General features: G+C 60.1%; 17 protein-coding genes. 13 read left to right on the forward strand and 4 right to left on the reverse strand.

Translation table 11 applies throughout. From position 1 onward, the window contains the following. Positions 1–234 precede the first annotated feature (234 nt). The 3 genes from map (at position 235) to dapC (ending at position 5,094) form a co-directional block, all read left to right on the forward strand. Positions 235–1,098 carry a type I methionyl aminopeptidase gene (gene map, locus FEZ21_RS20935; RefSeq protein WP_083912784.1) on the forward strand — a complete coding sequence of 288 codons (864 nt, stop codon included), beginning with the start codon at positions 235–237 and terminating at the stop codon, positions 1,096–1,098. 67 nt (positions 1,099–1,165) lie between these two features. Then, complete coding sequence (locus tag FEZ21_RS20940) at positions 1,166–3,868, forward strand: [protein-PII] uridylyltransferase (protein WP_160628334.1); 2,703 nt, start codon at positions 1,166–1,168, stop codon at positions 3,866–3,868. A 26-nt stretch (positions 3,869–3,894) separates the two neighbouring features. After that, on the forward strand, positions 3,895–5,094 hold the full coding sequence (gene dapC, locus FEZ21_RS20945) for a succinyldiaminopimelate transaminase (protein ID WP_160628335.1): 1,200 nt from the start codon (positions 3,895–3,897) through the stop codon (positions 5,092–5,094). Positions 5,095–5,171: 77 nt separating this feature from the next. Here the strand turns inward: dapC and FEZ21_RS20950 are convergent, their stop codons facing one another. Next, positions 5,172–6,815, reverse strand: a complete 1,644-nt coding sequence (locus tag FEZ21_RS20950) for a Na+/H+ antiporter (protein WP_003440407.1) — start codon at positions 6,813–6,815, stop codon at positions 5,172–5,174. Between the two features lie 229 nt (positions 6,816–7,044). Between FEZ21_RS20950 and FEZ21_RS20955 the strand changes: the two genes are divergently transcribed. Genes FEZ21_RS20955 through FEZ21_RS20970 form a run of 4 tightly spaced genes read left to right on the forward strand, consistent with a single transcriptional unit; the run spans position 7,045 to position 10,144 of the window. Then, positions 7,045–7,407, forward strand: coding sequence for an ArsC family reductase (locus tag FEZ21_RS20955; RefSeq protein WP_127196014.1), 363 nt, complete (start codon positions 7,045–7,047; stop codon positions 7,405–7,407). A 36-nt stretch (positions 7,408–7,443) separates the two neighbouring features. Beyond that, positions 7,444–8,478, forward strand: a complete 1,035-nt coding sequence (gene dapD / locus FEZ21_RS20960) for a 2,3,4,5-tetrahydropyridine-2,6-dicarboxylate N-succinyltransferase (RefSeq protein WP_003440400.1) — start codon at positions 7,444–7,446, stop codon at positions 8,476–8,478. Between the two features lie 59 nt (positions 8,479–8,537). Beyond that, on the forward strand, positions 8,538–9,743 hold the full coding sequence (locus FEZ21_RS20965) for an aminotransferase class V-fold PLP-dependent enzyme (RefSeq protein ID WP_160628336.1): 1,206 nt from the start codon (positions 8,538–8,540) through the stop codon (positions 9,741–9,743). Next, positions 9,740–10,144: a SufE family protein gene (locus tag FEZ21_RS20970; RefSeq protein WP_003440394.1), complete on the forward strand. Its 405-nt coding sequence runs from the start codon at positions 9,740–9,742 to the stop codon at positions 10,142–10,144. The genes FEZ21_RS20965 and FEZ21_RS20970 overlap by 4 nt, the downstream gene beginning before the upstream one ends. Positions 10,145–10,320: 176 nt before the next feature. Here the strand turns inward: FEZ21_RS20970 and tcdA are convergent, their stop codons facing one another. Continuing rightward, entirely contained in the window at positions 10,321–11,130 is an 810-nt protein-coding gene (tcdA, locus tag FEZ21_RS20975) for a tRNA cyclic N6-threonylcarbamoyladenosine(37) synthase TcdA (protein ID WP_160628337.1), read from the reverse strand. 275 nt (positions 11,131–11,405) lie between these two features. Between tcdA and FEZ21_RS20980 the strand changes: the two genes are divergently transcribed. The 4 genes from FEZ21_RS20980 to FEZ21_RS20995 all read left to right on the forward strand — a co-directional run bounded on the left by FEZ21_RS20980 (position 11,406) and on the right by FEZ21_RS20995 (position 16,517). Continuing rightward, on the forward strand, positions 11,406–13,997 hold the full coding sequence (locus FEZ21_RS20980; protein ID WP_003440388.1) for a glycosyltransferase: 2,592 nt from the start codon (positions 11,406–11,408) through the stop codon (positions 13,995–13,997). A gap of 98 nt (positions 13,998–14,095) precedes the next feature. Then, entirely contained in the window at positions 14,096–15,247 is a 1,152-nt protein-coding gene (dapE, locus tag FEZ21_RS20985; RefSeq protein ID WP_003440376.1) for a succinyl-diaminopimelate desuccinylase, read from the forward strand. Next, positions 15,247–16,056, forward strand: a complete 810-nt coding sequence (locus FEZ21_RS20990) for a putative RNA methyltransferase (protein ID WP_010655967.1) — start codon at positions 15,247–15,249, stop codon at positions 16,054–16,056. Before dapE ends, FEZ21_RS20990 begins: the two co-directional genes overlap by 1 nt. 80 nt (positions 16,057–16,136) lie before the next feature. Then, a complete protein-coding gene (locus tag FEZ21_RS20995; RefSeq protein WP_003440371.1) occupies positions 16,137–16,517 on the forward strand; it encodes a hypothetical protein in 381 nt (126 codons plus the stop codon). A gap of 110 nt (positions 16,518–16,627) precedes the next feature. Here the strand turns inward: FEZ21_RS20995 and FEZ21_RS21000 are convergent, their stop codons facing one another. After that, positions 16,628–16,837, reverse strand: a complete 210-nt coding sequence (locus FEZ21_RS21000; RefSeq protein WP_003440369.1) for a cold shock domain-containing protein — start codon at positions 16,835–16,837, stop codon at positions 16,628–16,630. Positions 16,838–17,077: 240 nt separating this feature from the next. On the opposite strand from FEZ21_RS21000, the gene plsB reads away from it, so the two are divergent. Both plsB and FEZ21_RS21010 read left to right on the forward strand, forming a co-directional pair. Next, a complete protein-coding gene (gene plsB / locus FEZ21_RS21005; protein ID WP_003440367.1) occupies positions 17,078–19,591 on the forward strand; it encodes a glycerol-3-phosphate 1-O-acyltransferase PlsB in 2,514 nt (837 codons plus the stop codon). 86 nt (positions 19,592–19,677) lie between these two features. Beyond that, positions 19,678–20,079 (forward strand): YbaY family lipoprotein, encoded by a 402-nt coding sequence (locus tag FEZ21_RS21010; protein ID WP_003440366.1) that lies wholly within the window; start codon positions 19,678–19,680, stop codon positions 20,077–20,079. An 87-nt stretch (positions 20,080–20,166) separates the two neighbouring features. Here the strand turns inward: FEZ21_RS21010 and FEZ21_RS21015 are convergent, their stop codons facing one another. Continuing rightward, entirely contained in the window at positions 20,167–23,226 is a 3,060-nt protein-coding gene (locus FEZ21_RS21015) for an efflux RND transporter permease subunit (protein ID WP_003440364.1), read from the reverse strand. Between the last annotated feature and the right edge of the window lie 2 nt (positions 23,227–23,228).

Consider the following 23,228-nt stretch of genomic DNA (forward strand, 5'->3'; position numbering starts at 1 on the left):
CTTCGAGCTGAAGGCACCCAGGTCATCGTGTCGATACGTGTGTGGGTTTGTGCTTAGCGGGCTATACCCGGAAAGCGGCGCATTTTATACCACAAGATGCGCAAAAAACGAAACACGGAATCAGACTTTCTTCCTCGCCCTTTTGCGCAGGGTCTGGAATAGAGCCAGAATGCCCCATTCTATTAAGAGAAGCGATGGCGAGAGGCCCATGATTATCGCCGACCGTCTGTTAGAATCGCATTTTTATGGCGGTGTGCAGCAGCAAAGCACCCCCGCAATCCTGATGATGAGCGCCAACGCGCGAAGAGAGCCCGAATGACCGTCACCCTCAAAACCCCCGAGGACATCGCAAAAATGCGTATCGCCGGCAAACTGGCCGCCGAAGTCCTGGAAATGATTGCCGAGCACGTCAAGCCCGGCGTTACCACCGAAGAGCTGGACCGCATCTGCCATGACTATATTGTCAACGTGCAGCAGGCCATCCCCGCTCCGCTCAACTACAAAGGCTTTCCGAAGTCCATCTGCACCTCGATCAACCATGTGGTGTGCCACGGCATCCCGGGCGACAAGGTGCTGAAAGACGGTGACACCCTGAATATCGACGTTACCGTCATCAAGGACGGTTACCACGGCGATACCAGCCGCATGTTCCACGTCGGCAAGGTACCGGTCTGGGCCGAGCGCCTGTCGCAAGTGACCCAGGAATGCATGTACAAGGCCATCGAAATCGTCAAACCGGGCTGCCGCCTGGGCGACATCGGCGAAGTGATCCAGAAGCACGCTGAAAAGAACGGCTTCTCGGTAGTTCGCGAGTTCTGCGGCCACGGCATCGGCAAGGTCTTCCACGAAGAGCCGCAAATCCTGCACTACGGTCGCGCCGGCACCGGCATGGAACTCAAAGCAGGCATGACCTTCACCATCGAGCCGATGATCAACCAGGGCAAAGCCGATACCAAGGTTCTGGGTGATGGCTGGACCGCAATCACCAAGGACCGCAAGCTGTCAGCGCAGTGGGAACACACCCTGCTGGTGACCGAGACGGGCTACGAGATCTTCACCCTGCGCAGCGATGACACCATCCCTCGCGTTTCGGCCTGATACCTCAAGCAGTCTCTATATAGATTCTCCCTATATAAAAGCTTTACAGCGATAGGAAAGCCAATCGATGCCGCAGGTGGATCCCGAACTTTTTGACCGCGGCCAGTTCCAGGCCGAACTGGCGTTGAAGGCAAGCCCCATTGCCGCTTTCAAAAAGGCCATCCGCCAGGCGCGAGAGGCTCTGGACGAACGCTTTCGCAGTGGCCGCGATATTCGACGCCTGATCGAAGATCGCGCCTGGTTCGTCGACAATATCCTGCAACAGGCGTGGGATCAGTTCAGCTGGAGCAACCAGGCCGATATCGCCCTGGTTGCCGTCGGCGGCTATGGCCGTGGCGAACTGCACCCCTACTCCGACATCGATTTGCTGATCCTGCTGGACAACGCCGATCACGAAATTTTCCGCGACTCCATCGAACGCTTTCTGACCCTGCTCTGGGACATCGGTCTCGAAGTTGGCCAGAGCGTACGCTCGGTGGACGAATGCGCCGAGCAGGCCCGCGCCGACCTGACCATCATCACCAACCTGATGGAAAGCCGTACCGTGGCCGGCCCTGAGCGCCTGCGCCAGCGCATGCTGGACGTCACCAATACCGCCCACATGTGGCCCAGCAAGGATTTCTTTCTGGCCAAGCGTGCCGAGCAGAAAGCTCGTCACCACAAATACAACGACACGGAATACAACCTGGAGCCCAACGTCAAAGGCTCACCGGGCGGCCTGCGCGATATCCAGACCATTTTGTGGGTGGCCCGACGTCAGTACGGCACCCTCAATCTGCGCGCCCTGGCGGGTGAAGGTTTCCTGGTCGAGAGCGAGCACGCCCTGCTGGCATCCTCGCAAGAGTTCCTGTGGAAAGTCCGCTACGCCCTGCACATGCTCGCCGGCCGCGCTGAAGACCGCCTGCTGTTTGATCATCAACGCAGCATCGCCGAGTTGCTCGGCTTTACCGGCGAAGATACCAAACAGACCATCGAAAACTTCATGCAGCAGTACTACCGGGTGGTCATGAGCATCGCCCAGCTCAGCGACCTGATCATCCAGCACTTCGAAGAAGTGATTCTGGCCCCCGACGACGCCGCGCCGCCTGCCCCGCTGAACTCGCGCTTCCAGCTGCACGATGGCTACATCGAGGCCACCAGCGACCATGTGTTCAAACGCACGCCGTTTGCCATGCTCGAAATTTTCCTGCTGATGGCCCAGCACCCCGAGATCAAGGGCGTGCGGGCCGATACCATTCGTCTGTTGCGCGAACACCGCTACCTGATCGACGACGACTTCCGTAAAGACATCCGCAACACCAGCCTGTTTATCGAGCTGTTCAAGTGCAAGATCGGCATCCATCGCAACCTGCGCCGGATGAACCGCTACGGCATTCTCGGACGCTACCTGCCCGAATTCGGCTTTATCGTCGGGCAAATGCAGCACGACCTGTTCCACATCTATACCGTCGATGCCCACACCCTGAACCTGATCAAACATCTGCGTAAATTGCAGTACACCCAGGTGTCAGAGAAATTCCCGCTGGCCAGCAAGCTGATGGCCAAGCTGCCCAAGCCCGAACTGATTTACCTGGCCGGCCTGTATCACGATATCGGCAAAGGCCGGCATGGCGACCACTCCGAGATTGGCGCGGAAGATGCCGAGGCGTTCTGCATCCGCCACCAGTTGCCGCAGTGGGATACACGCCTGATCGTGTGGCTGGTGCAAAATCACCTGGTAATGTCGACCACCGCCCAGCGCAAGGATCTGTCCGACCCCCAGGTCATCCATGACTTCGCCCAGATCGTGGGCGACGAAACCCGTCTCGACTACCTGTACGTCCTGACCGTGGCCGATATCAATGCCACCAACCCGACCCTGTGGAACTCGTGGCGCGCCAGCCTGTTGCGCCAGCTTTACACCGAAACCAAGCGCGCACTGCGTCGCGGCCTGGAAAACCCGGTTGATCGCGAAGAGCAGATCCGCCAGACCCAGAGTGCCGCGCTGGACATATTGGTGCGCAACGGCAACGACCAGGACGACGTGGAACAACTCTGGTCCCAGCTTGGCGACGACTACTTCCTGCGCCATACCTCGGCCGATGTGGCCCTGCACACCGAGGCCATCCTGCAACAACCGGCCGATGGCGGCCCGCTGGTACTGATCAAGGAAACCACCCAGCGTGAGTTCGAAGGCGGCACCCAGATTTTCATCTACGCGCCCGACCAGCATGACTTCTTTGCCGTAACCGTGGCCGCGATGGATCAGCTCAACCTGAACATTCATGACGCGCGAATCATCACCTCCAGCAGCAAGTTCACCCTCGATACCTACATCGTGCTCGACAACGACGGCGAAACGATCGGCAATAACCCGGCCCGCGTCGAGAGAATCCGCAAGGGCCTGACTGAAGCGCTGCGCAACCCCGATGACTACCCCAACATCATCCAGCGCCGGGTTCCCCGCCAGCTCAAGCATTTTGCTTTCCCGCCCCAGGTGACGATTCACAATGACGCGCAGCGCCCGGTGACCGTACTGGAACTCAGCGCACCCGACCGGCCCGGGCTGCTGGCCCGTATCGGGATGATTTTTCTGGAGTTCGACCTGTCGTTGCAGAACGCCAAAATTGCCACCCTGGGCGAGCGCGTCGAAGACGTGTTTTTCGTTACTGACGAAAACAATCAGCCGCTGTCCGATCCGCAGCTGTGCATGCGTTTGCAGGAAGCCATCGTTGAACAGCTGACCGTCGACAAAGACTCAACCCCTGAACCGTGGCGCCTGAGCATTTAAGCGCCGCCGAGCGAGACCCGCATCCAATGAACAACGCTCTAAACCAGCTTCAGCCTTATCCGTTCGAAAAACTGCGCGCCCTGCTTGGCAGCGTGCAGCCCAACACCGACAAACGCCCGATTGCGTTGTCCATTGGCGAACCCAAACACCGCTCGCCGGATTTCGTGGCCAAGGCCCTTGCCGACAACCTGGACCAGATGGCGGTCTACCCGACCACCCTCGGCATCCCGGCCCTGCGCGAAGCCATTGGCGGCTGGGCCGAGCGACGTTTCCAGGTGCCAAAAGGCTGGCTCGACCCGGCGCGCAACATCCTGCCGGTCAACGGTACCCGTGAAGCGCTGTTTGCCTTCACCCAGACCGTGGTCAACCGTGGCGACGACGCGCTGGTGATCAGCCCGAACCCGTTCTACCAGATCTACGAAGGCGCGGCGTTCCTCGCCGGCGCCAAACCGCACTACCTGCCGTGCCTGGCAGAGCATGGCTTCAACCCGGACTTCGACGCCGTAGCGGCCGAGACCTGGGACAACTGCCAGATCCTGTTCCTGTGCTCACCGGGCAACCCGACGGGCGCGCTGATCCCCCTCGACACCCTGAAAAAACTGATCGCCCTGGCTGACAAACATGACTTCGTGATTGCCGCCGACGAGTGCTACAGCGAACTGTACTTCGACGAGCAGACACCGCCCGTCGGCCTGCTGAGCGCCTGCGTAGACCTGGGTCGTGAAGATTTCAAACGCTGCGTGGTATTCCACAGCCTGTCCAAGCGCTCCAACCTGCCGGGCCTGCGCTCGGGTTTCGTGGCCGGTGACGCCGAGATCCTCAAGGCATTTTTGCTGTATCGCACCTACCACGGCTGCGCCATGCCGGTTCAAACCCAGCTGGCCAGCATTGCGGCCTGGAACGACGAAGCCCACGTGCGCACCAACCGCGACCTGTATCGCGAGAAGTTCGATGCGGTGCTGGAAATTCTGGGCCCGGTCCTCGACGTACAGCGCCCGGACGGCGGCTTTTACCTGTGGCCCAGAGTTGAAGGGGATGACGCAGACTTTTGCCGCGACCTGTTCGCCGAAGAACAGGTGACTGTGGTCCCGGGCTCGTACCTGTCCCGCGAAGTCGACGGCTTCAACCCCGGCGCCGGCCGCGTGCGCATGGCACTGGTAGCGCCGCTGGCAGAATGCGTAGAAGCCGCAGAACGGATTCGCGAGTTCATTCTGCGCCGCAAATAACCTCCAGACCTGCAGCAGCGAACTTGCCCCGCGATCTTTAAAGATCATGAGGCGAGCTCGCTGCTGCAGATGTCGGGCTACTTCACGGTTCCCAGGTTGGCCTCGCTCAAGTCCAGATCCCGCAGGACTTCACTGAGTACGTCATCACCGATTTCATGGTGGCGACGCAAGCTGTACAGCTCCAGCCGCTGCGCCCTGAGCGCCTTGAGCCGCAAACGGCTTTCCAGATGGTCCATCTGCGAAGCCAGCGCCTGAGCTTCCGCCGAGTCATTGAACACCTCAAGCTGATGCCGGTACTCGGACATGATCCGCGCCTTCAATTCAGCCGCCAATGCCGCCAGCGCAGCATCCTGTTTCTCGGGCTCGACCACCTCTTCAGCCTCCAGCGCATGAATCGCCGCTTCCGCCGTGCGCCGCCACGCTTCGCGCACTTCAGCCCGCATGGCATCGTCCTGACTCTTGGGGATACCGCGCAACAACAGGGGCAAGGCAATGCAGGCCACGATCAACGACAGCAAAATCACCCCGGCGGCAATGAAGATCAACAGTTCGCGCTCCGGAAAATCCAGGCCTTCGCTGATCAACAGCGGCACCGACATCACACCCGCCAGCGTCACGGCCCCACGCACCCCGCCCACCGTCAGCAACCAGCAGGAACGTGCAGTCGGCACCATGGTCAACTCGCCCTTGCCGCGCCAGCGGCGCAACAGGCCGGACAAGCGCCAGATGCTCTGCACCCAGATAAAACGCAACGCCAACAGCACCAGAAAGATCACCACTACATCCAGGCAGCGATACATCAGGGTCGGCCACAGTGTGGGCTCCAGTCTGACGACGGCTTTGATGATGTCCGGCAACTGCAGGCCCAACAGCAAGAAAATCAGGCCATTGAAGGCAAATTCCAGCAGCGACCACACGCTGCGGTTCAGTAACCGGGTACTGGTTTGCCGCGGCAACAAATCCAGCCAGCTCTGCATCATCCCCGCCGCTACCGCCGACAAAATACCCGAAGCCCCCAGGCGCTCGGCCAGTACATAAGCGGCAAACGGCAGCAGAAGCATGAACACCACATGCGTGGCCGGATCATCCCAGCCCCGCGTGATCATCCACGAGCGCATGCGCCCTACAACCCAGCTCAATGCCACACCTATCGCCAGGCCGCCACAAGCCACCAGCAAAAAAGTCACGCTGGCATTGGCCAGGGAAAATACCCCGGTGATGGCTGCCGCCAGGGCGAACTTGAAGGTCACCAGGCCGGTCGCGTCATTCATCAACGCCTCGCCCTGCAACATATGCATCAGGGGTGCCGGCAGCCGGTTTTGGGCAATGGCCGATACCGCCACCGCATCCGTCGGCGACAGTACGGCGGCCAGGGCAAACGCAACGGGTAGAGGAATGCTCGGTAATAGCCAATGAATGAAGTAGCCGGCCCCCACGACAGTGAACAGCACCAAGCCGACGGCCAGCGTCAGAATGGGCCCCCGCAGGCGCCAGAATTCGCGCTTTGGCATACGCCAACCGTCCGAGAACAACAACGGCGGCAAAAACAAAAAGAGGAATAACTCGGGGTTCAGCGCCACGTGCAAGCCCAGGGTTGGCCACGCCAGCACTGCACCGGCAGCAATCTGCACCAGGGGCAGAGGCAGCGGAATCACGCGCCCCAATAAACGCGAGACGCCCACCAGCATCAGCAAGATGAGGACGGTATAGGCAGTTTGCATATCAACAGGATTCCCGAACAATAAGCCTTAAAACATATGAGGCAACAATTTCCCCATTGCGTACCATAGTAGCCTTTAAGCCCGGGCTCTGACCGCTGAACAAAAGTCGCAATGCGACGACCTGTCACACGTACATGCCAAGCTTGCACCCGGCCGAGCCCAAGGCCGCTGCTCATGGCATAATCCGCCACCGATCATTTCCCGGCGTATTCAAAGGAGGGGCAATCCAGTGACCGATTCGAACAAGACGTTGCACCTTTTCGGCATCAAGGCCTGCGACACCATGAAGAAGGCTCGCACCTGGCTGGATGAGCATGCCGTGCGCTACGACTTCCACGATTACAAAGCCAGCGGTATTGACCGCGAGCACCTGACCCAATGGTGCAACGAGCACGGCTGGCAAGTGGTACTCAATCGCGCCGGTACAACCTTTCGCAAACTCGACGACGAACGCAAAGCCGATCTCGACCAGGCGAAAGCCATTGAACTGATGCTTGCCCAACCCTCGATGATCAAGCGCCCGGTGCTCGATCTCGGAGACAAAACCCTGATTGGCTTCAAGCCAGATCTTTATGCGGCGGCCCTTCTTTAAAGCCCGCCCATTTATTTATGTTCAAGAGGTAATTGCATGTCTACTACCCTATTCAGCGCGGCCTTTGGTGTTGGTACCCAGAATCGTCAAGGCGCATGGCTGGAAGTGTTTTACGCCCAACCGTTGCTTAACCCGTCGGCCGAGCTGATCGCAGCCATCGCCCCGATCCTGGGCTACACCGGCGGCAACCAGGCAATCACCTTCAGCACCGCGCAAGCTGCACAAATGGCCGAAATCGCCAAACCGATCGACACCGCCCAGGCCGCCCTGCTGACCCGTCTGGCTGAAAGCCACAAGCCGCTGGTCGCCACCCTGCTGGCCGAAGATGCAGCCCTGACCTCCACCCCCGAGGCCTACCTCAAGCTGCACCTGCTGTCCCATCGCCTGGTCAAGCCCCACGGCCTGAGCCTGGCTGGCGTGTTCCCGCTGCTGCCGAACGTGGCATGGACCAGCCAGGGTGCCATCGACCTGGGCGAACTGGCCGAGCGCCAGCTCGAAGCCCGCCTGCGTGGCGAGTTGCTGGAAGTGTTCTCGGTCGACAAGTTCCCGAAAATGACCGACTACGTGGTTCCGGCCGGCGTGCGTATCGCTGACAGCGCGCGGATCCGTCTGGGCGCCTACATCGGCGAAGGCACCACCGTGATGCACGAAGGTTTCGTCAACTTCAACGCAGGCACCGAAGGCCCGGGCATGATCGAAGGCCGCGTCTCGGCGGGCGTATTCGTCGGCAAGGGCTCGGACCTGGGCGGCGGCTGCTCCACCATGGGCACCCTGTCGGGCGGCGGCAACATCGTGATCAAGGTTGGCGAAGGCTGCCTGATCGGCGCCAACGCCGGTATCGGTATCCCGCTGGGCGACCGCAACACCGTTGAGTCCGGCCTTTATGTAACCGCCGGCACCAAGGTCGCGCTGCTGGACGAGAACAACCAGCTGGTCAAAGTGGTCAAGGCCCGTGACCTGGCCGGCCAGCCAGACCTGTTGTTCCGCCGCAACTCGGAAACCGGCGCTGTGGAATGCAAAACCCACAAGTCGGCCATCGAGCTGAACGAAGCACTGCACGCTCACAACTAAGCGTCTGTCTGCCACTGACGGGGCCAGCCTCTGGTCCCGTCAACAGAGCCCTGAACACCATGCTTTTGCCTTCCCCCTGGCGCGCTGACTTCCCTGCCATCGCCGCCATGCAACGTCAGGACCAGACCTATCTGGACAACGCTGCAACCACACAAAAACCCCAGGCCCTGCTCGACGCACTGCAGCATTACTACGCCAATGGCGCAGCCAATGTGCACCGCGCCCAGCATCTGCCGGGCGCCCATGCGACCCAGGCGTTTGAAAACACCCGTCAGAAAGTGACGCAATGGCTCAACGCCAGCGACTGCGGGCAAATTGTTTTCACCCACGGCGCCACCTCGGCGCTGAACCTTCTGGCCTATGGGCTGGAACACCAATTTACCCAGGGCGACGAGATCGTTATCAGCGCCCTGGAACACCATGCCAACCTGCTGCCGTGGCAACAGCTTGCCAAGCGTAAAAAACTGACTCTGGTGATACTGCCGCTGGATGCCGACGGCGTGATCGACCTCGATGCCGCCGCCCGCCTGATCACCCCCCGCACCCGCCTGCTGGCTGTCAGCCAGTTATCCAATGTGCTCGGTGTATGGCAGCCGTTACCTGAGCTGCTGGCTCTGGCTAAAGCGCAAAATGCGCTGACCGTGGTTGATGGCGCCCAGGGCATCGTCCATGGCCGGCATGACGTGAACGCGCTGGGCTGCGACTTTTACGTCTTCTCCAGCCACAAACTGTACGGCCCGGACGGGCTGGGCGTGCTGTTTGGCCGCCACGCCGCGCTGGCCCGCCTGCAGCACTGGCAGTTCGGTGGCGAGATGGTGCAAGACGCTGACTACCAGAGCGCAACCTTTCGCCCGGCACCGCTGGGCTTTGAAGCCGGTACTCCGCCGATTGCCAGCGTGATCGGTCTGGGCGCAACCCTCAGCTATCTGTCCACTCTGGATCAAGCAGCCGTCGAAGCCCACGAAGCCGCATTGCACAGCCTGCTGATCGACGGCTTGACGCAACGCCAGGGGGTTCGCCTGCTGGGTTCGCCACAGCTGGCGCTGGTGAGCTTTGTGGTCGATGGCGTGCACAATGCCGACCTGGCACATCTGCTGACTGAGCAAGGCATCGCTGTGCGGGCCGGTCATCACTGTGCCATGCCGCTGCTCAAAAGCTTCGGTCTGGCCGGAGCTATCCGCGTGTCGCTGGCGCTGTACAACGACTCCGACGATTTACAGCGTTTTTTCGAGGCGCTGGACCAGGCGCTGGAGTTGCTGCAATGACCTTGCCCGCCGATGCACAGGCTGCCCTCGACAGTTTTGAACACTGCACAGGCTGGGAACAACGCGCGCGCTTGCTGATGCAATGGGGGCAACGCCTGCCCGAGCTTGACCTGGCAGACAAAAACGAAGCCAACCGCGTGCATGGCTGCGAAAGTCAGGTGTGGTTGCTGGGTGAGCTGCGCGACGGTCACTGGCAGTTTGCAGCCAGTAGCGATGCACGATTGATCCGCGGGCTGGTCGCCCTATTGCTGGCACGGGTCAATGGCTTGTCCGGCGAACAGCTGCAACAGGTGGATTTGCCCGAGTGGTTCAACCAGCTGGGCTTGAGCCGGCAGCTGTCACCGTCGCGCAGTAATGGGCTGAATGCCGTATTGCAGCGGATGCGCGAGCTGGCAGGCTAAACCCCATCGCTGGCAAGCCAGCTCCCACAGGGCATTAGCGCCTACAAAACAGTGTGGGAGCTGGCAGGCTAAACCCCCATCGCTGGCAAGCCAGCTCCCACGGGGTATTAGCGCCTACAAAAACAGTGTGGGAGCTGGCTTGCCAGCGATGGCTTCGGGACGATTAACGGGGCCGATCAGGTAGGCTTCACCCGCTCCGAGGGCCGCCGCACGCCCGCCACGATCTTGTCCACGGCCTTGGTGGCCGCGACCATGCCAAAAGTGGCCGTCACCATCATCACCGCGCCAAATCCACCGGCGCAATCAAGCTTGACCCCGTCACCCACAAAGCTTTTCTGCAGGCAAATGCTGCCGTCAGGCTTCGGATAGCGCAGCTGCTCGGTGGAAAATACGCAAGGCACGCTGTAATGACGGGTCATGGTGCGCGAGAAGCCATAATCGCGGCGCAAGGTCGAACGCACTTTTGAAGCCAGCGGATCATTGAAGGTGCGGTTCAAATCGCAGACCTGGATCAGCGTCGGGTCAATCTGCCCCCCCGCACCACCGGTAGTGATAATCTGGATCTTGCGCCGCTTGCACCAGGCAATCAGCGCTGCCTTGGCATTCACGCTATCGATACAGTCAATCACGCAATCGATATCGGGGGTGATGTATTCGGCCATGGTTTCGCGAGTCACGAAGTCAGCCACTGCATGCACCTTGCAGTCAGGATTGATCTGACGCAGACGCTCGGCCATCACTTCCACCTTGTCTCGACCAATGGTCGTGCTCAAGGCGTGTAACTGGCGATTGCTGTTGCTGACGCACACGTCATCCAGATCAAACAGCGAGATTTCACCTACGCCACAACGGGCAATGGCTTCTGCCGCCCACGACCCGACACCGCCCACACCGACGATTGCTACATGGGCCGCGCGCAGCCGCTCCAGGCCTTCTATGCCATATAACCGGGCTACACCGGCAAACCGTGGATCTTCTGTACTCATGACCATCACCCTGAAACCGGCGCGCATTATAGGGGCATGACCCGGGGTTTTGTATCTTTCCTGGAGGCTGCGCGACCAAGCCTGCTTTAATACCTGGAGGTACAACGAGGCAAGAGCTGCAAATAATAATGCAAGAACTTAAATCGGCCGCCGCTGCCAAACGCCGGACCTGATTCCGTGCGCTGTACGGTAGGTCAGAGCGCGGTGTAGGATGCGCGCCGCTTGGTAACTGCCGAACGATCTTCGTTCCACTCCCTTTGGAACCCGAAATAGTTATGTCATCGCGTAAATTTGGACTCAACCTGGTGGTGGTGCTGGCCATCGCCGCCCTGTTCACCGGCTTCTGGGCGCTGATCAATCGCCCGGTTTCTGCGCCTAACTGGCCCGAGCAAATCTCGGGCTTTTCCTACTCGCCGTTTCAGCAAGGCCAGTACCCGCAGAAAGACCAGTACCCGACCGACGACGAAATGCGTCGCGATCTGGAAATCATCAGCAAGCTGACCGACAACATCCGGACTTACTCGGTCGACGGCACCCTGGGCGATATTCCCAAGTTGGCGGAAGAGTTCGGCTTGCGGGTCACCATCGGGATCTGGATCAGTCCGGACCTTGAGCGCAATGAGCGCGAAATCCAGAAAGCCATCGAACTGGCCAATAACTCGCGCAGCGTAGTGCGGGTTGTGGTGGGTAACGAAGCCCTGTTCCGTGAAGAGATCACCCCGGAAGACTTGATCGTGTTGCTGGACCGGGTGCGGGCAGCCGTCAAGGTGCCGGTCACCACCTCCGAGCAGTGGCATATCTGGGAGAAATACCCGCAACTGGCCAAGCACGTTGACCTGATCGCTGCGCACATTTTGCCGTACTGGGAGTTTATCCCCGTGGACAAGGCCGGGGAGTTCGTCCTGGACCGTGCCCGCGACCTGAAAAAAATGTTCCCGAAAAAACCGCTGCTGCTCTCGGAGGTTGGCTGGCCGAGCAACGGCCGCATGCGCGGTGGCGCCGATGCGACCCCGGCCGACCAGGCCATTTACCTGCGCACATTGGTCAATACGCTTAACCGTCGCGGCTACAACTACTTTGTGATCGAAGCCTTCGACCAACCCTGGAAAGCCAGTGACGAAGGCTCGGTAGGCGCGTACTGGGGCGTGTACAACGCCGCGCGCCAGCAAAAATTCAACTTTGAAGGCCCGGTAGTGGCTATCCCGCAGTGGCGGGTACTGGCCATTGGCTCAGTAGTCATGGGCCTGCTGTCGCTGGCCTTGCTGCTGATCGACGGTTCCGCCCTGCGTCAGCGTGGCCGCACTTTCCTGACCTTCACCGCGTTCCTGTGCGGGTCGGTGCTGGTGTGGATCGGTTACGACTACAGCCAGCAATACAGCACCTGGTTCAGTCTGACCGTAGGCATCCTGCTCGGGCTCGGTGCGTTCGGGGTGTTTATCGTACTGCTGACCGAGGCCCATGAACTGGCCGAGGCCGTATGGATTCGCAAGCGGCGGCGCGAGTTTCTGCCGGTTGAACACGAGGACGCCTACCGGCCAAAAGTGTCGATCCACGTGCCGTGCTACAACGAGCCGCCAGAGATGGTCAAACAGACCCTCGATGCACTGGCGAACCTCGACTACCCGGACTTCGAAGTGTTGATTATCGACAACAACACCAAGGATCCGGCGGTCTGGGAGCCGGTGCGCGACTACTGTGCAACCCTTGGCCCGCGCTTCAAGTTCTTCCATGTTGCCCCGCTGGCCGGCTTCAAGGGCGGCGCGCTGAACTATCTGATCCCGCACACCGCGCCGGATGCCGAAGTGATTGCCGTGATCGACTCCGATTACTGTGTCGATCGCAACTGGCTCAAGCACATGGTGCCGCACTTTGCCGATCCGAAAATCGCCATCGTGCAGTCGCCCCAGGACTACCGTGATCAGAACGAAAGCACCTTCAAGAAGCTCTGCTACTCGGAGTACAAGGGCTTCTTCCATATCGGCATGGTCACCCGCAATGACCGCGACGCGATCATTCAGCACGGCACCATGACCATGACCCGGCGTTCCGTGCTCGAGGAGCTTGGCTGGGCAGACTGGTGTATCTGTGAAGATGCCGAATTGGGTCTGCGCGTGTTCGAAAAAGGCTATTCCGCTGCCTACTCCCACAATAGCTACGGCAAAGGGCTGATGCCCGACACCTTTATCGACTTCAAGAAACAGCGCTTCCGCTGGGCCTACGGTGCGATTCAGATTATCAAGCGTCACGCCTCCAGCCTGCTGCGCGGCAAAGATACGCAATTGACCCGTGGCCAGCGTTATCACTTCCTCGCGGGCTGGTTGCCGTGGGTAGCCGACGGCATGAACATCTTCTTCACCGTGGGCGCCCTGCTGTGGTCGGCGGCGATGATCATTGTGCCGACGCGGGTTGATCCGCCGCTGCTGATTTTCGCCATCCCGCCATTGGCCCTGTTTGTGTTCAAGGTAGGCAAGATCATCTTCCTGTACCGCCGCGCCGTGGGGGTCAACCTCAAGGACGCGTTTGCCGCGGCCCTGGCAGGTCTGGCCCTGTCCCATACCATCGCCAAAGCGGTGCTGTACGGATTTTTCACCACCAGCATTCCGTTCTTCCGTACCCCGAAAAACGCCGACAATCACGGATTCTGGGTCGCCATCTCGGAAGCCCGCGAAGAGGTGTTCATCATGCTGCTGCTCTGGGGCGCGGCACTGGGGATCTTCCTGGTCCAGGGCCTGCCGAGCAACGACATGCGTTTCTGGGTGGTCATGCTGCTGGTGCAGTCGCTGCCGTATCTGGCGGCGCTGATCATGGCCTTCTTGTCTTCACTGCCCAAACCGGTGGAAGCGCCAGAAGAGCACCCGGCTGTATAAATTGACTGCAACCACTAAACGGCGGCCTCTGGTCGCCGTTTTGCTTTAAGATAACCGCCCTTTTGTGCCCTGCCACGCTCAGCTTCGGAGTCCACCCCATGACGGCCCACGCCGACCTTTCGCCGACCCTGCAACTTGCCTGCGATTTGATCCGTCGCCCTTCAGTGACCCCGATCGATGCCGATTGCCAGAAGCTGATGATGCAGCGCCTGGGTGATGCCGGCTTCAAGCTGGAACCCATGCGCATCGAAGACGTAGACAACTTCTGGGCCACCCACGGTAAAAACGAAGGCCCGGTGCTGTGCTTCGCTGGCCATACCGATGTGGTACCCACCGGCCCGGTGCAGGCCTGGCAAAACGATCCATTCGACGCCTTGATCGATGAGCACGGCATGCTCTGCGGCCGTGGCGCTGCAGACATGAAAGGCAGTCTTGCTTCCATGCTGGTTGCCGCCGAACGCTTCGTCGCCGACTACCCGGACCACAAGGGTTCGGTGGCGTTTCTGATCACCAGTGACGAAGAAGGCCCGGCCCATCACGGCACCAAGGCCGTGATCGAGCGTTTCAAGGCCCGCAATGAGCGTCTGGACTGGTGCATCGTCGGTGAGCCGTCGAGCACCACTCTGGTGGGCGACGTGGTTAAAAACGGCCGTCGCGGCTCCCTGGGCGCCAAACTCACCGTGCGCGGGGTACAGGGTCACGTGGCCTACCCGCACCTGGCCAAAAACCCGATTCACCTGGCCGTGCCCGCACTGACCGAACTGGCCGCCGAGCATTGGGATAACGGCAACGCCTTCTTCCCGCCAACCAGCTTCCAGATCTCCAACCTGAACTCCGGCACCGGCGCCACCAACGTGATTCCCGGCGATCTGGTGGCGGTGTTCAACTTCCGGTTCTCCACCGAGTCCACTGTTGAAGGGCTGCAAAAGCGTGTCGCAGACATCCTCGACAAGCACGGCCTGGACTGGCACATCGATTGGGCGCTGTCCGGCCTGCCATTCCTGACCGAGCCGGGCGCACTGCTGGATGCGGTGTCGTCGAGCATCAAACAGGTGACCGGCCGCGAAACCAAAGCCTCCACCAGCGGCGGCACCTCGGACGGACGCTTCATCGCGACCCTGGGTACCCAAGTGGTTGAACTGGGCCCGGTCAACGCGACCATCCACCAGGTCAACGAGCGGGTTCTGGCCAGCGATCTCGACGTGCTGACCGAAATCTACTACCAGACCCTGATCAGGTTGCTTGCCTGATGCTTGCCTGCCCTATCTGTTCGCAACCCCTCAGCGCAGTCGACAATGGCGTGGCCTGCCCGACGGGCCATCGCTTTGACCGCGCCCGTCAGGGCTACCTGAACCTGTTGCCCGTGCAGCACAAAAACAGCCGCGACCCTGGCGACAACCAGGCCATGGTTGAAGCCCGTCGCGATTTCCTCAACGCGGGTCACTACGCGCCTGTGGCCAAGCGACTGGCTGAACTGGCCGCCGAACGCGCACCCCAGCGCTGGCTCGACATCGGTTGCGGCGAGGGTTACTACACCGCGCAAATCGCCGAGGCGCTGCCCAACGCCGACGGCTACGCGCTGGACATCTCCCGCGAAGCCGTCAAGCGTGCCTGCAAGCGCAACCCGCACCTGACCTGGTTGATCGCCAGCATGGCCCGGGTGCCACTGGCCGATGCCAGCTGCCAGTTTCTGGCCAGCGTGTTCAGCCCGCTGGACTGGCTCGAAGCCAAACGCCTGCTCAGCCCCGGCGGCGGCCTGATGCGCGTAGGCCCGACCCGCGGACACCTGATGGAACTGCGTGAACGGCTGTACGACGAAGTACGCGACTACGCTGACGACAAACACCTGGCGCTGGTGCCTGAAGGCATGCAGTTGCAGCACAGTGAAACCCTGGAGTTCGTGCTCAGCCTGAGTGAACCCAAGGACCGCGCCAACCTGCTGGCCATGACCCCCCATGGCTGGCGTGCCAGTGCCGAACGTCGGGCCCAGGTCATCGACCACCCGCAGCCTTTAGTGGTCACTGTGTCGATGCGCTACGATTACTTCATTCTTCAATAACCCACTTTACGGCCAGGGGCAGCCGCCCCTGGCCCGACTAATCCGCGAATGGATTTTTCAGATACGCAGTGAGGACATCCATGCGCCAGCCCGATATTGAGATTTACCTGAAAGAAGCCAAAGCCGGTCATGAACACGTCGTTACATGGCTTAGCGAGGCCCTGGGCCCCTGCACCCCCTGGGTGAAGAAAGGCCAGGTGTGGAAATGCACCGCCGGCGACATACCTGTGACCTGGATGCCAAATGCCGTCGGCAAATGGAACAGCCTGTTTCTGGACAGCGATAAAACCCCGTGGGATGACGACATTGCCTGCGCCCAGGCCGCTTTCAAAGCGCTGAACGTCGAAGTGCGTTGCGCACCGGGCACGTGGGAAGAGGAACAGGGCGAAGCTGACGCTGATCGCTGGATTCGTATCAGCGAAGACGGTCAGGAAGAAATCACCTGGAAAACCGGGGCCTGAAGTGAAACATGTAGCCGCTGACACAGGCTGCGACGGGGTGCGCAGCACCCCTGCTGTTCGAAGGGCCGGCGGCCCTTATCGCAGCCTGCGACAGCGGCTACAGGGCCTGCCTACAACCCCACCACATCCTCAGCCTGCAAGCCCTTGTCACCCTTGACCTGGGTGTATTCGACCTGCTGTCCCTCGGCCAGGGAACGATGCCCCTCGCCGCGAATGGCACGGTAATGCACGAACACATCGGCACCATCGGCACACTGAATAAAGCCGTAGCCTTTGGCGTCGTTGAACCACTTCACACTGCCTGTTACGCGCGTACTCATGAATCCTTCCCCCTTTTTATTATTGATCGGGCTCTACCATCAGCCCTTTGAGAACTTTCGCTCGAACCTGGTTTTTGCAGACTGGGTCTTGTGCAGCATGGCGAAAGACCCCCGAGTATAAGTCAGCAAAAAAAACACTCAATCAATATTAGTTCGCTGCTTTTTTGCCGATTTTCCAGAGATACGGCACACTACCGGCACGAGTAAACACTCGTTTTAATCCACTAACGCAGAAGCCGTATGACCCGCTCCCCATTCCGTCGTCTTGTATTTGGCGCGCTGCGTCGCTTGCTGTACCTGTGGGTGCGCTCGGAAACGATCAATCAGTCGTCCTTGACACTGAATCTGGATCGCAGCCGGCCGGTGTTCTACGTGCTGCAATCGCCCTCACTGACCGAACTGGCAGTGGTCGACGCCGAGTGCACCAAGGCCGGCTTGCCGCGCCCCGTGCTGCCGGTCGCCGTTGGCAGCATGATCGAGCCCGAAGCGTTCTTTTACCTGACCCCCGAGCCCGACTGGCTGGGACGTCAGGACAAGCGCGGCGCCCCTCCTGCGCTGACCCGCCTGGTAGACGCCTTGACCCTCAACCCGGGCGAGGACGCGCAAATCATCCCGGTCAGCGTGTTCTGGGGCCAGTCCCCCGACAGCGAGTCCAGCCCCTGGAAGCTGCTGTTTGCCGACAGCTGGGCAGTCACCGGGCGCCTGCGCCGCTTGCTGCGCATTCTTATTTTGGGGCGCAAGACCCGCGTGCAGTTTTCCGCGCCGATTCATTTGCGCGAACTGATTGACCACAACAAGGGCCATGAGCGCACGGTACGCATGGCCCAGCGCATTTTGCGGGTGCACTTTCGCAACCTCAAAACCGCCACCATCGGCCCCGACCTGTCCCACCGCCGCAACCTGGTCAAAGGTCTGATCAAGGAGCCGGCCGTACGCCAGGCGATTGTGGATGAAGCCGAGCGCGAGAATATCTCTGCGGACAAAGCCAAAGCCCTGGCGCTGCGCTACGCCAACGAAATCGCTTCGGATTACACCTACACGGCAATCCGTTTTTTTGAAGTGATACTGAGCTGGTTCTGGAACAAGATTTACGACGGGGTCAAAATCCACAACATCGAGGGCGTGCAGAACGTGGCCCAGGGCCATGAAATCGTCTACGTGCCATGCCACCGTAGCCATATCGATTATCTGCTGCTGTCTTATCTACTGTTTCGCAACGGCCTGACTCCGCCGCACATTGCTGCCGGGATCAATCTCAATATGCCGCTGATGGGGCGCTTGCTTCGCCGTGGCGGGGCTTTTTTCATGCGCCGCACGTTCAAGGGCAACCCGCTGTACACCTCGGTGTTCAACGAATACATGCATACCCTGTTCACCAAAGGCTTCCCGGTGGAGTATTTCGTCGAAGGCGGCCGCTCGCGCACCGGGCGCATGCTGCAACCGAAAACCGGCATGCTGGCCATCACCGTCCGCAGCTTCCTGCGCTCATCGCGCATGCCGATCGTCTTTGTACCTGTGTACATCGGTTACGAGCGGGTGCTGGAGGGCCGCACCTACCTCGGAGAGCTGCGCGGGGCGAGCAAGAAAAAAGAATCGGTATTCGATATTTTCAAAGTCATCGGCGCACTCAAGAAACAGAAGTTTGGCCAGGTGGCGGTCAACTTCGGCGAGCCGATCAAACTCGCCGAGTTTCTCGATGGGGAACAACCGGGCTGGCGCCAGCAGGAACTGGCTCCGTCGTACCGGCCTGAGTGGTTGCACGGGGCTACTAACCGGCTGGGGGAGAAAGTCGCCCGGCACCTGAACGAAGCCGCAGCCATCAACCCCGTCAACCTGGTGGCGCTGGTGCTCCTGTCCACCAGCAAACTGGCGCTGGATGACCGGGCCATGGCCCGCGTGCTGGACCTGTATCTGGCCCTGCTGCGCCGCGTCCCCTATTCACCCCACACCACCGTGCCTGAAGGTGACGGTCAGGCACTGATCGAACACGTGAAAAGCATGGACCTGCTCTCCGAGCAGAGCGATGCACTGGGCAAGGTCCTGTATCTGGATGAGCAAAACGCCGTCCTGATGACTTACTACCGCAACAACGTGCTGCATATCTTTGCCCTGCCGGCGTTGCTGGCCAGCTTCTTCCAGAGCAGCTCGCGCATGACCCGCGAGCAAATCCTGCGTTACACCCACGCCCTGTATCCGTACCTGCAATCGGAACTGTTTATCCGCTGGTCCGAGGATGAGCTGGACGGCGTGGTGGATCAGTGGCTGGAGGCGTTTGTCGAACAGGGTTTGCTGCGCTTTGAAAACGCTGTGTACCTGCGCCCGGCCCCGAGCTCGCGGCATTTTGTGCTGCTGACGCTACTGTCCAGGAGCATTGCGCAAACCCTGCAGCGCTTCTACATGGCCATCTCGTTGCTGCTCAACAGCGGCCAGAACACCTTGAGCGCCGAAGAGCTGGAAGACCTGTGCACCATGATGGCCCAGCGCCTGTCGATCCTGCATGGCCTCAATGCCCCGGAGTTCTTCGACAAGAGCCTGTTCCGCCACTTTATCCAGAGCTTGCTCGAAGAAGACGTCTTGCGTCGCGACGCCAACGGCAAGTTGAGCTATCACGAGCTGCTTGGCGAACTGGCTGAAGGCGCGGCCAAACGCGTGCTGCCCGCCGAGATCCGCCTGTCGATCCGTCAGGTGGCCTTGCACCGCAGCGAAGACCCGGCAGATCAAGCGCCGCTGTCTTTGGAAAAACCGCTTAAATAAGCAAAAGCGCCTGCCAGATTGAACATTTGTCTGGCAGGCGCCCTCTCAACGCATGGCGTTAATGCCTGCCCTATGGAGCCTCCCGCATGAAAAAAGTCCTTTTACTCAGCCTGACTGCCCTGCTCGGAGCCTGCAGCTCTATGACACCTGCCCCGCAAGCCGCTCTCGATGGCGAAGTGTTTTACCTGCAACGTATCGCCCTGCCGCCTGGCGCCACCCTTGAAGTGAGCCTGCAGGATGTGTCACTGGCCGACGCTCCGGCAGTCACCCTGGCCAAACAAAGCGGCCCGGTCAAAGGCCAGGTTCCGCTGCCTTTCCACCTGAGCTATGACCCGGCTGAAGTCAAACCGGGCCACACCTATGCAGTCAGTGCACGGATTGAAGATAACGGTCAGTTGTTGTTCATCACCACTGAGCGCAACAGCGTCGACCTGAATGCCAAAACCCAGCAACCGATTCGCCTGCGGGTTGATCAGGTTCAACAATAAACAGCGCATGATCCTGTAGGGGCTGGAGTTGCCTGCATCGCCGGCAAGCCAGCCCCCACTTCAACAATGCCCCACCTCAGGCCAGGGTTAAACCTTCTTCACCCTGAACCACGCCGCATACAGCGCCGGCAAGAACAGCAGAGTCAGGGCCGTCGCCACTATCAGCCCGCCCATGATCGCTACCGCCATCGGCCCGAAGAACACGCTACGGGACAGCGGGATCATCGCCAGCACCGCGGCAAGGGCAGTCAGCACAATCGGCCGGAACCGGCGTACCGTCGCTTCGATAATCGCCTGCCAGGGGTCCATCCCTGCGGCTTTGTCCTGTTCGATCTGGTCCACCAGGATCACCGAATTGCGCATGATCATCCCGGACAGGGCAATGGTGCCCAGCATCGCAACAAAGCCGAAAGGTTTGCCGAACACCAGCAAGAACAGGGTCACCCCGATCAACCCCAGCGGCGCGGTCAAAAACACCATCACCATGCGCGAGAAGCTGCGCAGCTGCACCATCAACAGGGTCAGCACCACCACAATAAACAACGGTACACCGGCTTTCACCGAGTCCTGCCCACGGCTGGAGTCTTCAACCGTGCCGCCCACTTCCAGCAGGTAACCGTCCGGCAGCTCTGCCCGCACATCCTGCAATGTCGGCAGAATCTGCTGCACCAGCGTGGCCGGTTGTTCCTTGCCATAAATATCGGCGCGCACGGTCACGGTCGGCAGGCGGTTGCGGTGCCAGATAATGCCTTCTTCAAAGCCATATTCCAGGGTCGCGATTTGCGACAGGGCGACACTCTGACCATTGTCGGTCGGTACCGCCAGGCTCGGCAGCAACGAAAGTTCGGTGCGCTCATGGGGGGTGCCGCGCAACAGGATTTCGATCAACTCGTTGTCTTCCCGGTACTGGCTGACGGAGGAGCCCAGCAAGGTGCTCTGCAGGAAGTGCGACAGGTTCGCCGTACTCACGCCCAAAGCCCGCGCCCGGTCCTGGTCGACATTGAGGTACACCACTTTGCTCGGTTCCTCCCAGTCCAGGTGAACATTGACCACGTGGGGATTCTCCCGAACCCTGGCCGCTACCTTGCGCGCCAGGGCCCGTACCTCTTCTATATGCTCGCCAGTCACCCGAAGCTGCACCGGGTATCCAACCGGCGGGCCTGTTTCAAGGCGGGTAACCCGCGAGCGAACCCCCGGAAACTGTTGATCAAGGGTCTCGATCAACCAGGTGCGCAGGGTTTCACGCTCCTCGATGCTCTTGGCCAGCACCACGAACTGGGCGAAGCTGGCCGCCGGCAACTGCTGATCCAGTGGCAAGTAAAAACGTGGCGAACCGGTCCCCACGTAAGCCACATAGTTGGCAATCCCGGGATGATCCTTGAGCAAGCTTTCCAGATGTTTGACTTGCTCGTTGGTGTTGCTCAGCGAGACACCTTCTGCCTGTTTCAAATCGACCATCAATTCCAGGCGGCTCGAAGCCGGGAAAAACTGCTGCGGAACGAACCGGAACAGCACCACCGACCCTAAAAACAACAGCACCGTCAGTACAATCACGGTCTTGCGCCGACGCACACACCACTCCACCAGCCGTCGTACCCGTTGATAAAACGGGGTGCCGTAGGGGTCGGGCGTCGCGCTGCCGTGTTTGGCCCCATGGATCTTCGCCAGATCCGGCAGCAGCAATGCCCCCAGATACGGCACGAACACCACCGCGGCAATCCAGGATGCCAGCAGCGCAATGGTCACCACCTGGAAGATCGAGCGGGTGTACTCACCGGTGCTCGACTGCGCCATGGCAATCGGCAGAAAACCCGCTGCCGTAATCAGGGTGCCGGTCAACATCGGGAACGCGGTGCTGGTCCAGGCAAAACTCGCCGCCTTGAGCCGGTCGTAGCCCTGCTCCATTTTGATCGCCATCATTTCCACGGCGATGATCGCGTCATCCACCAACAGCCCCAGCGCCAGCACCAGCGCACCCAGGGAGATTTTGTGCAGGCCTATGCCCAGGTAGTACATGGCGGCAAATGTCATCGCCAACACCAGCGGGATCGTCAGCGCCACCACCAGGCCGGTGCGCACCCCAAGCGAGAAGAAGCTCACCAGCAACACGATTGCCAGTGCTTCCACCAGCACCTGGACGAATTCACCGACGCTGCTTTTCACCGCCGCCGGTTGATCCGACACCTTGCTCAGTTGCATCCCGGCGGGGAGGTTTTTCTGGAGTCGTTCGAACTCTGTTTCCAGCGCCTTGCCCAGTACCAGAATATCGCCGCCGTCTTTCATCGCCACGGCCAGGCCAATGGCATCCTGCCCCATGAAGCGCATGCGCGGTGCCGGAGGATCATTAAAGCCGCGGTGTACGTCCGCCACATCACTGATCCGCAAGGTGCGCTCCCCCACCCGGATCGGGAACCCCTCGATCTGTTCAACGGTTTTGAAATTGCCGCTCACGCGCAATTGAACACGCTCGGTCGGGGTCTCGAAGAAACCGGCGGTAGAGACTGCGTTCTGCTCCTTGAGGGCTTGTTGCACAGTCGCCAGCGGCAGGCCCAGAGTGGCGAGCTTGAGGTTGGAGAGTTCGATCCAGATTTTCTCGTCCTGCAGCCCCAGCAGCTCGACCTTGCCCACATCCTTGACCCGTTGCAGCTGGATCTGGATGCGGTCGGCGTAATCTTTAAGCACCCCGTAGTCGAAGCCTTCGCCACTCAGGCTGTAGATATTGCCGAAAGTAGTGCCGAACTCATCGTTGAAAAATGGTCCCTGAATATCCGGCGGCAGATTCTGACGAATATCGCTGATTTTTTTTCGGACCTGATACCACAGCTCCGGAATCCGCGCCGAAGGCATTGAGTCACGGGCCATGAAGGTCACTTGTGACTCGCCAGGTCGCGAGAACGAAACAATCCGCTCGTAATCGCCGGTTTCCATCAGCTTCTTTTCGATGCGCTCGGTCACCTGGCGCGAGACTTCCTCGGCGCTGGCACCCGGCCACAACGTGCGAATCACCATGGCCTTGAAGGTGAACGGCGGGTCTTCACTTTGCCCTAACTTGGTGTAGGAAAGCCCACCGACGATAGCGAGTAACAACATCAGAAACAGTACGATTTGACGATTGCGCAACGCCCAGGCGGAAAGGTTGAAACCCATCG

Origin of the sequence: Pseudomonas sp. 9.1(2019), assembly GCF_009910445.1 — a bacterium.
GTDB classification, from domain to species: Bacteria; Pseudomonadota; Gammaproteobacteria; order Pseudomonadales; family Pseudomonadaceae; genus Aquipseudomonas; species Aquipseudomonas paraversuta.

Bases quoted from the DNA above. Each gene is read 5' to 3' on its own strand.
- dapC (WP_160628335.1), top strand. From the start codon at position 3,895: ATGAACAACGCTCTAAACCAGCTTCAGCCTTATCCGTTCGAAAAACTG.
- dapE (WP_003440376.1), top strand. From the start codon at position 14,096: ATGACGGCCCACGCCGACCTTTCGCCGACCCTGCAACTTGCCTGCGAT.
- plsB (WP_003440367.1), top strand. From the start codon at position 17,078: ATGACCCGCTCCCCATTCCGTCGTCTTGTATTTGGCGCGCTGCGTCGC.
- FEZ21_RS21000 (WP_003440369.1), bottom strand. From the start codon at position 16,837: ATGAGTACGCGCGTAACAGGCAGTGTGAAGTGGTTCAACGACGCCAAA.
- dapD (WP_003440400.1), top strand. From the start codon at position 7,444: ATGTCTACTACCCTATTCAGCGCGGCCTTTGGTGTTGGTACCCAGAAT.
- FEZ21_RS21010 (WP_003440366.1), top strand. From the start codon at position 19,678: ATGAAAAAAGTCCTTTTACTCAGCCTGACTGCCCTGCTCGGAGCCTGC.
- FEZ21_RS20995 (WP_003440371.1), top strand. From the start codon at position 16,137: ATGCGCCAGCCCGATATTGAGATTTACCTGAAAGAAGCCAAAGCCGGT.
- FEZ21_RS20990 (WP_010655967.1), top strand. From the start codon at position 15,247: ATGCTTGCCTGCCCTATCTGTTCGCAACCCCTCAGCGCAGTCGACAAT.
- tcdA (WP_160628337.1), bottom strand. From the start codon at position 11,130: ATGAGTACAGAAGATCCACGGTTTGCCGGTGTAGCCCGGTTATATGGC.
- FEZ21_RS20980 (WP_003440388.1), top strand. From the start codon at position 11,406: ATGTCATCGCGTAAATTTGGACTCAACCTGGTGGTGGTGCTGGCCATC.
- FEZ21_RS20950 (WP_003440407.1), bottom strand. From the start codon at position 6,815: ATGCAAACTGCCTATACCGTCCTCATCTTGCTGATGCTGGTGGGCGTC.
- FEZ21_RS21015 (WP_003440364.1), bottom strand. From the start codon at position 23,226: ATGGGTTTCAACCTTTCCGCCTGGGCGTTGCGCAATCGTCAAATCGTA.
- FEZ21_RS20965 (WP_160628336.1), top strand. From the start codon at position 8,538: ATGCTTTTGCCTTCCCCCTGGCGCGCTGACTTCCCTGCCATCGCCGCC.
- FEZ21_RS20940 (WP_160628334.1), top strand. From the start codon at position 1,166: ATGCCGCAGGTGGATCCCGAACTTTTTGACCGCGGCCAGTTCCAGGCC.
- FEZ21_RS20970 (WP_003440394.1), top strand. From the start codon at position 9,740: ATGACCTTGCCCGCCGATGCACAGGCTGCCCTCGACAGTTTTGAACAC.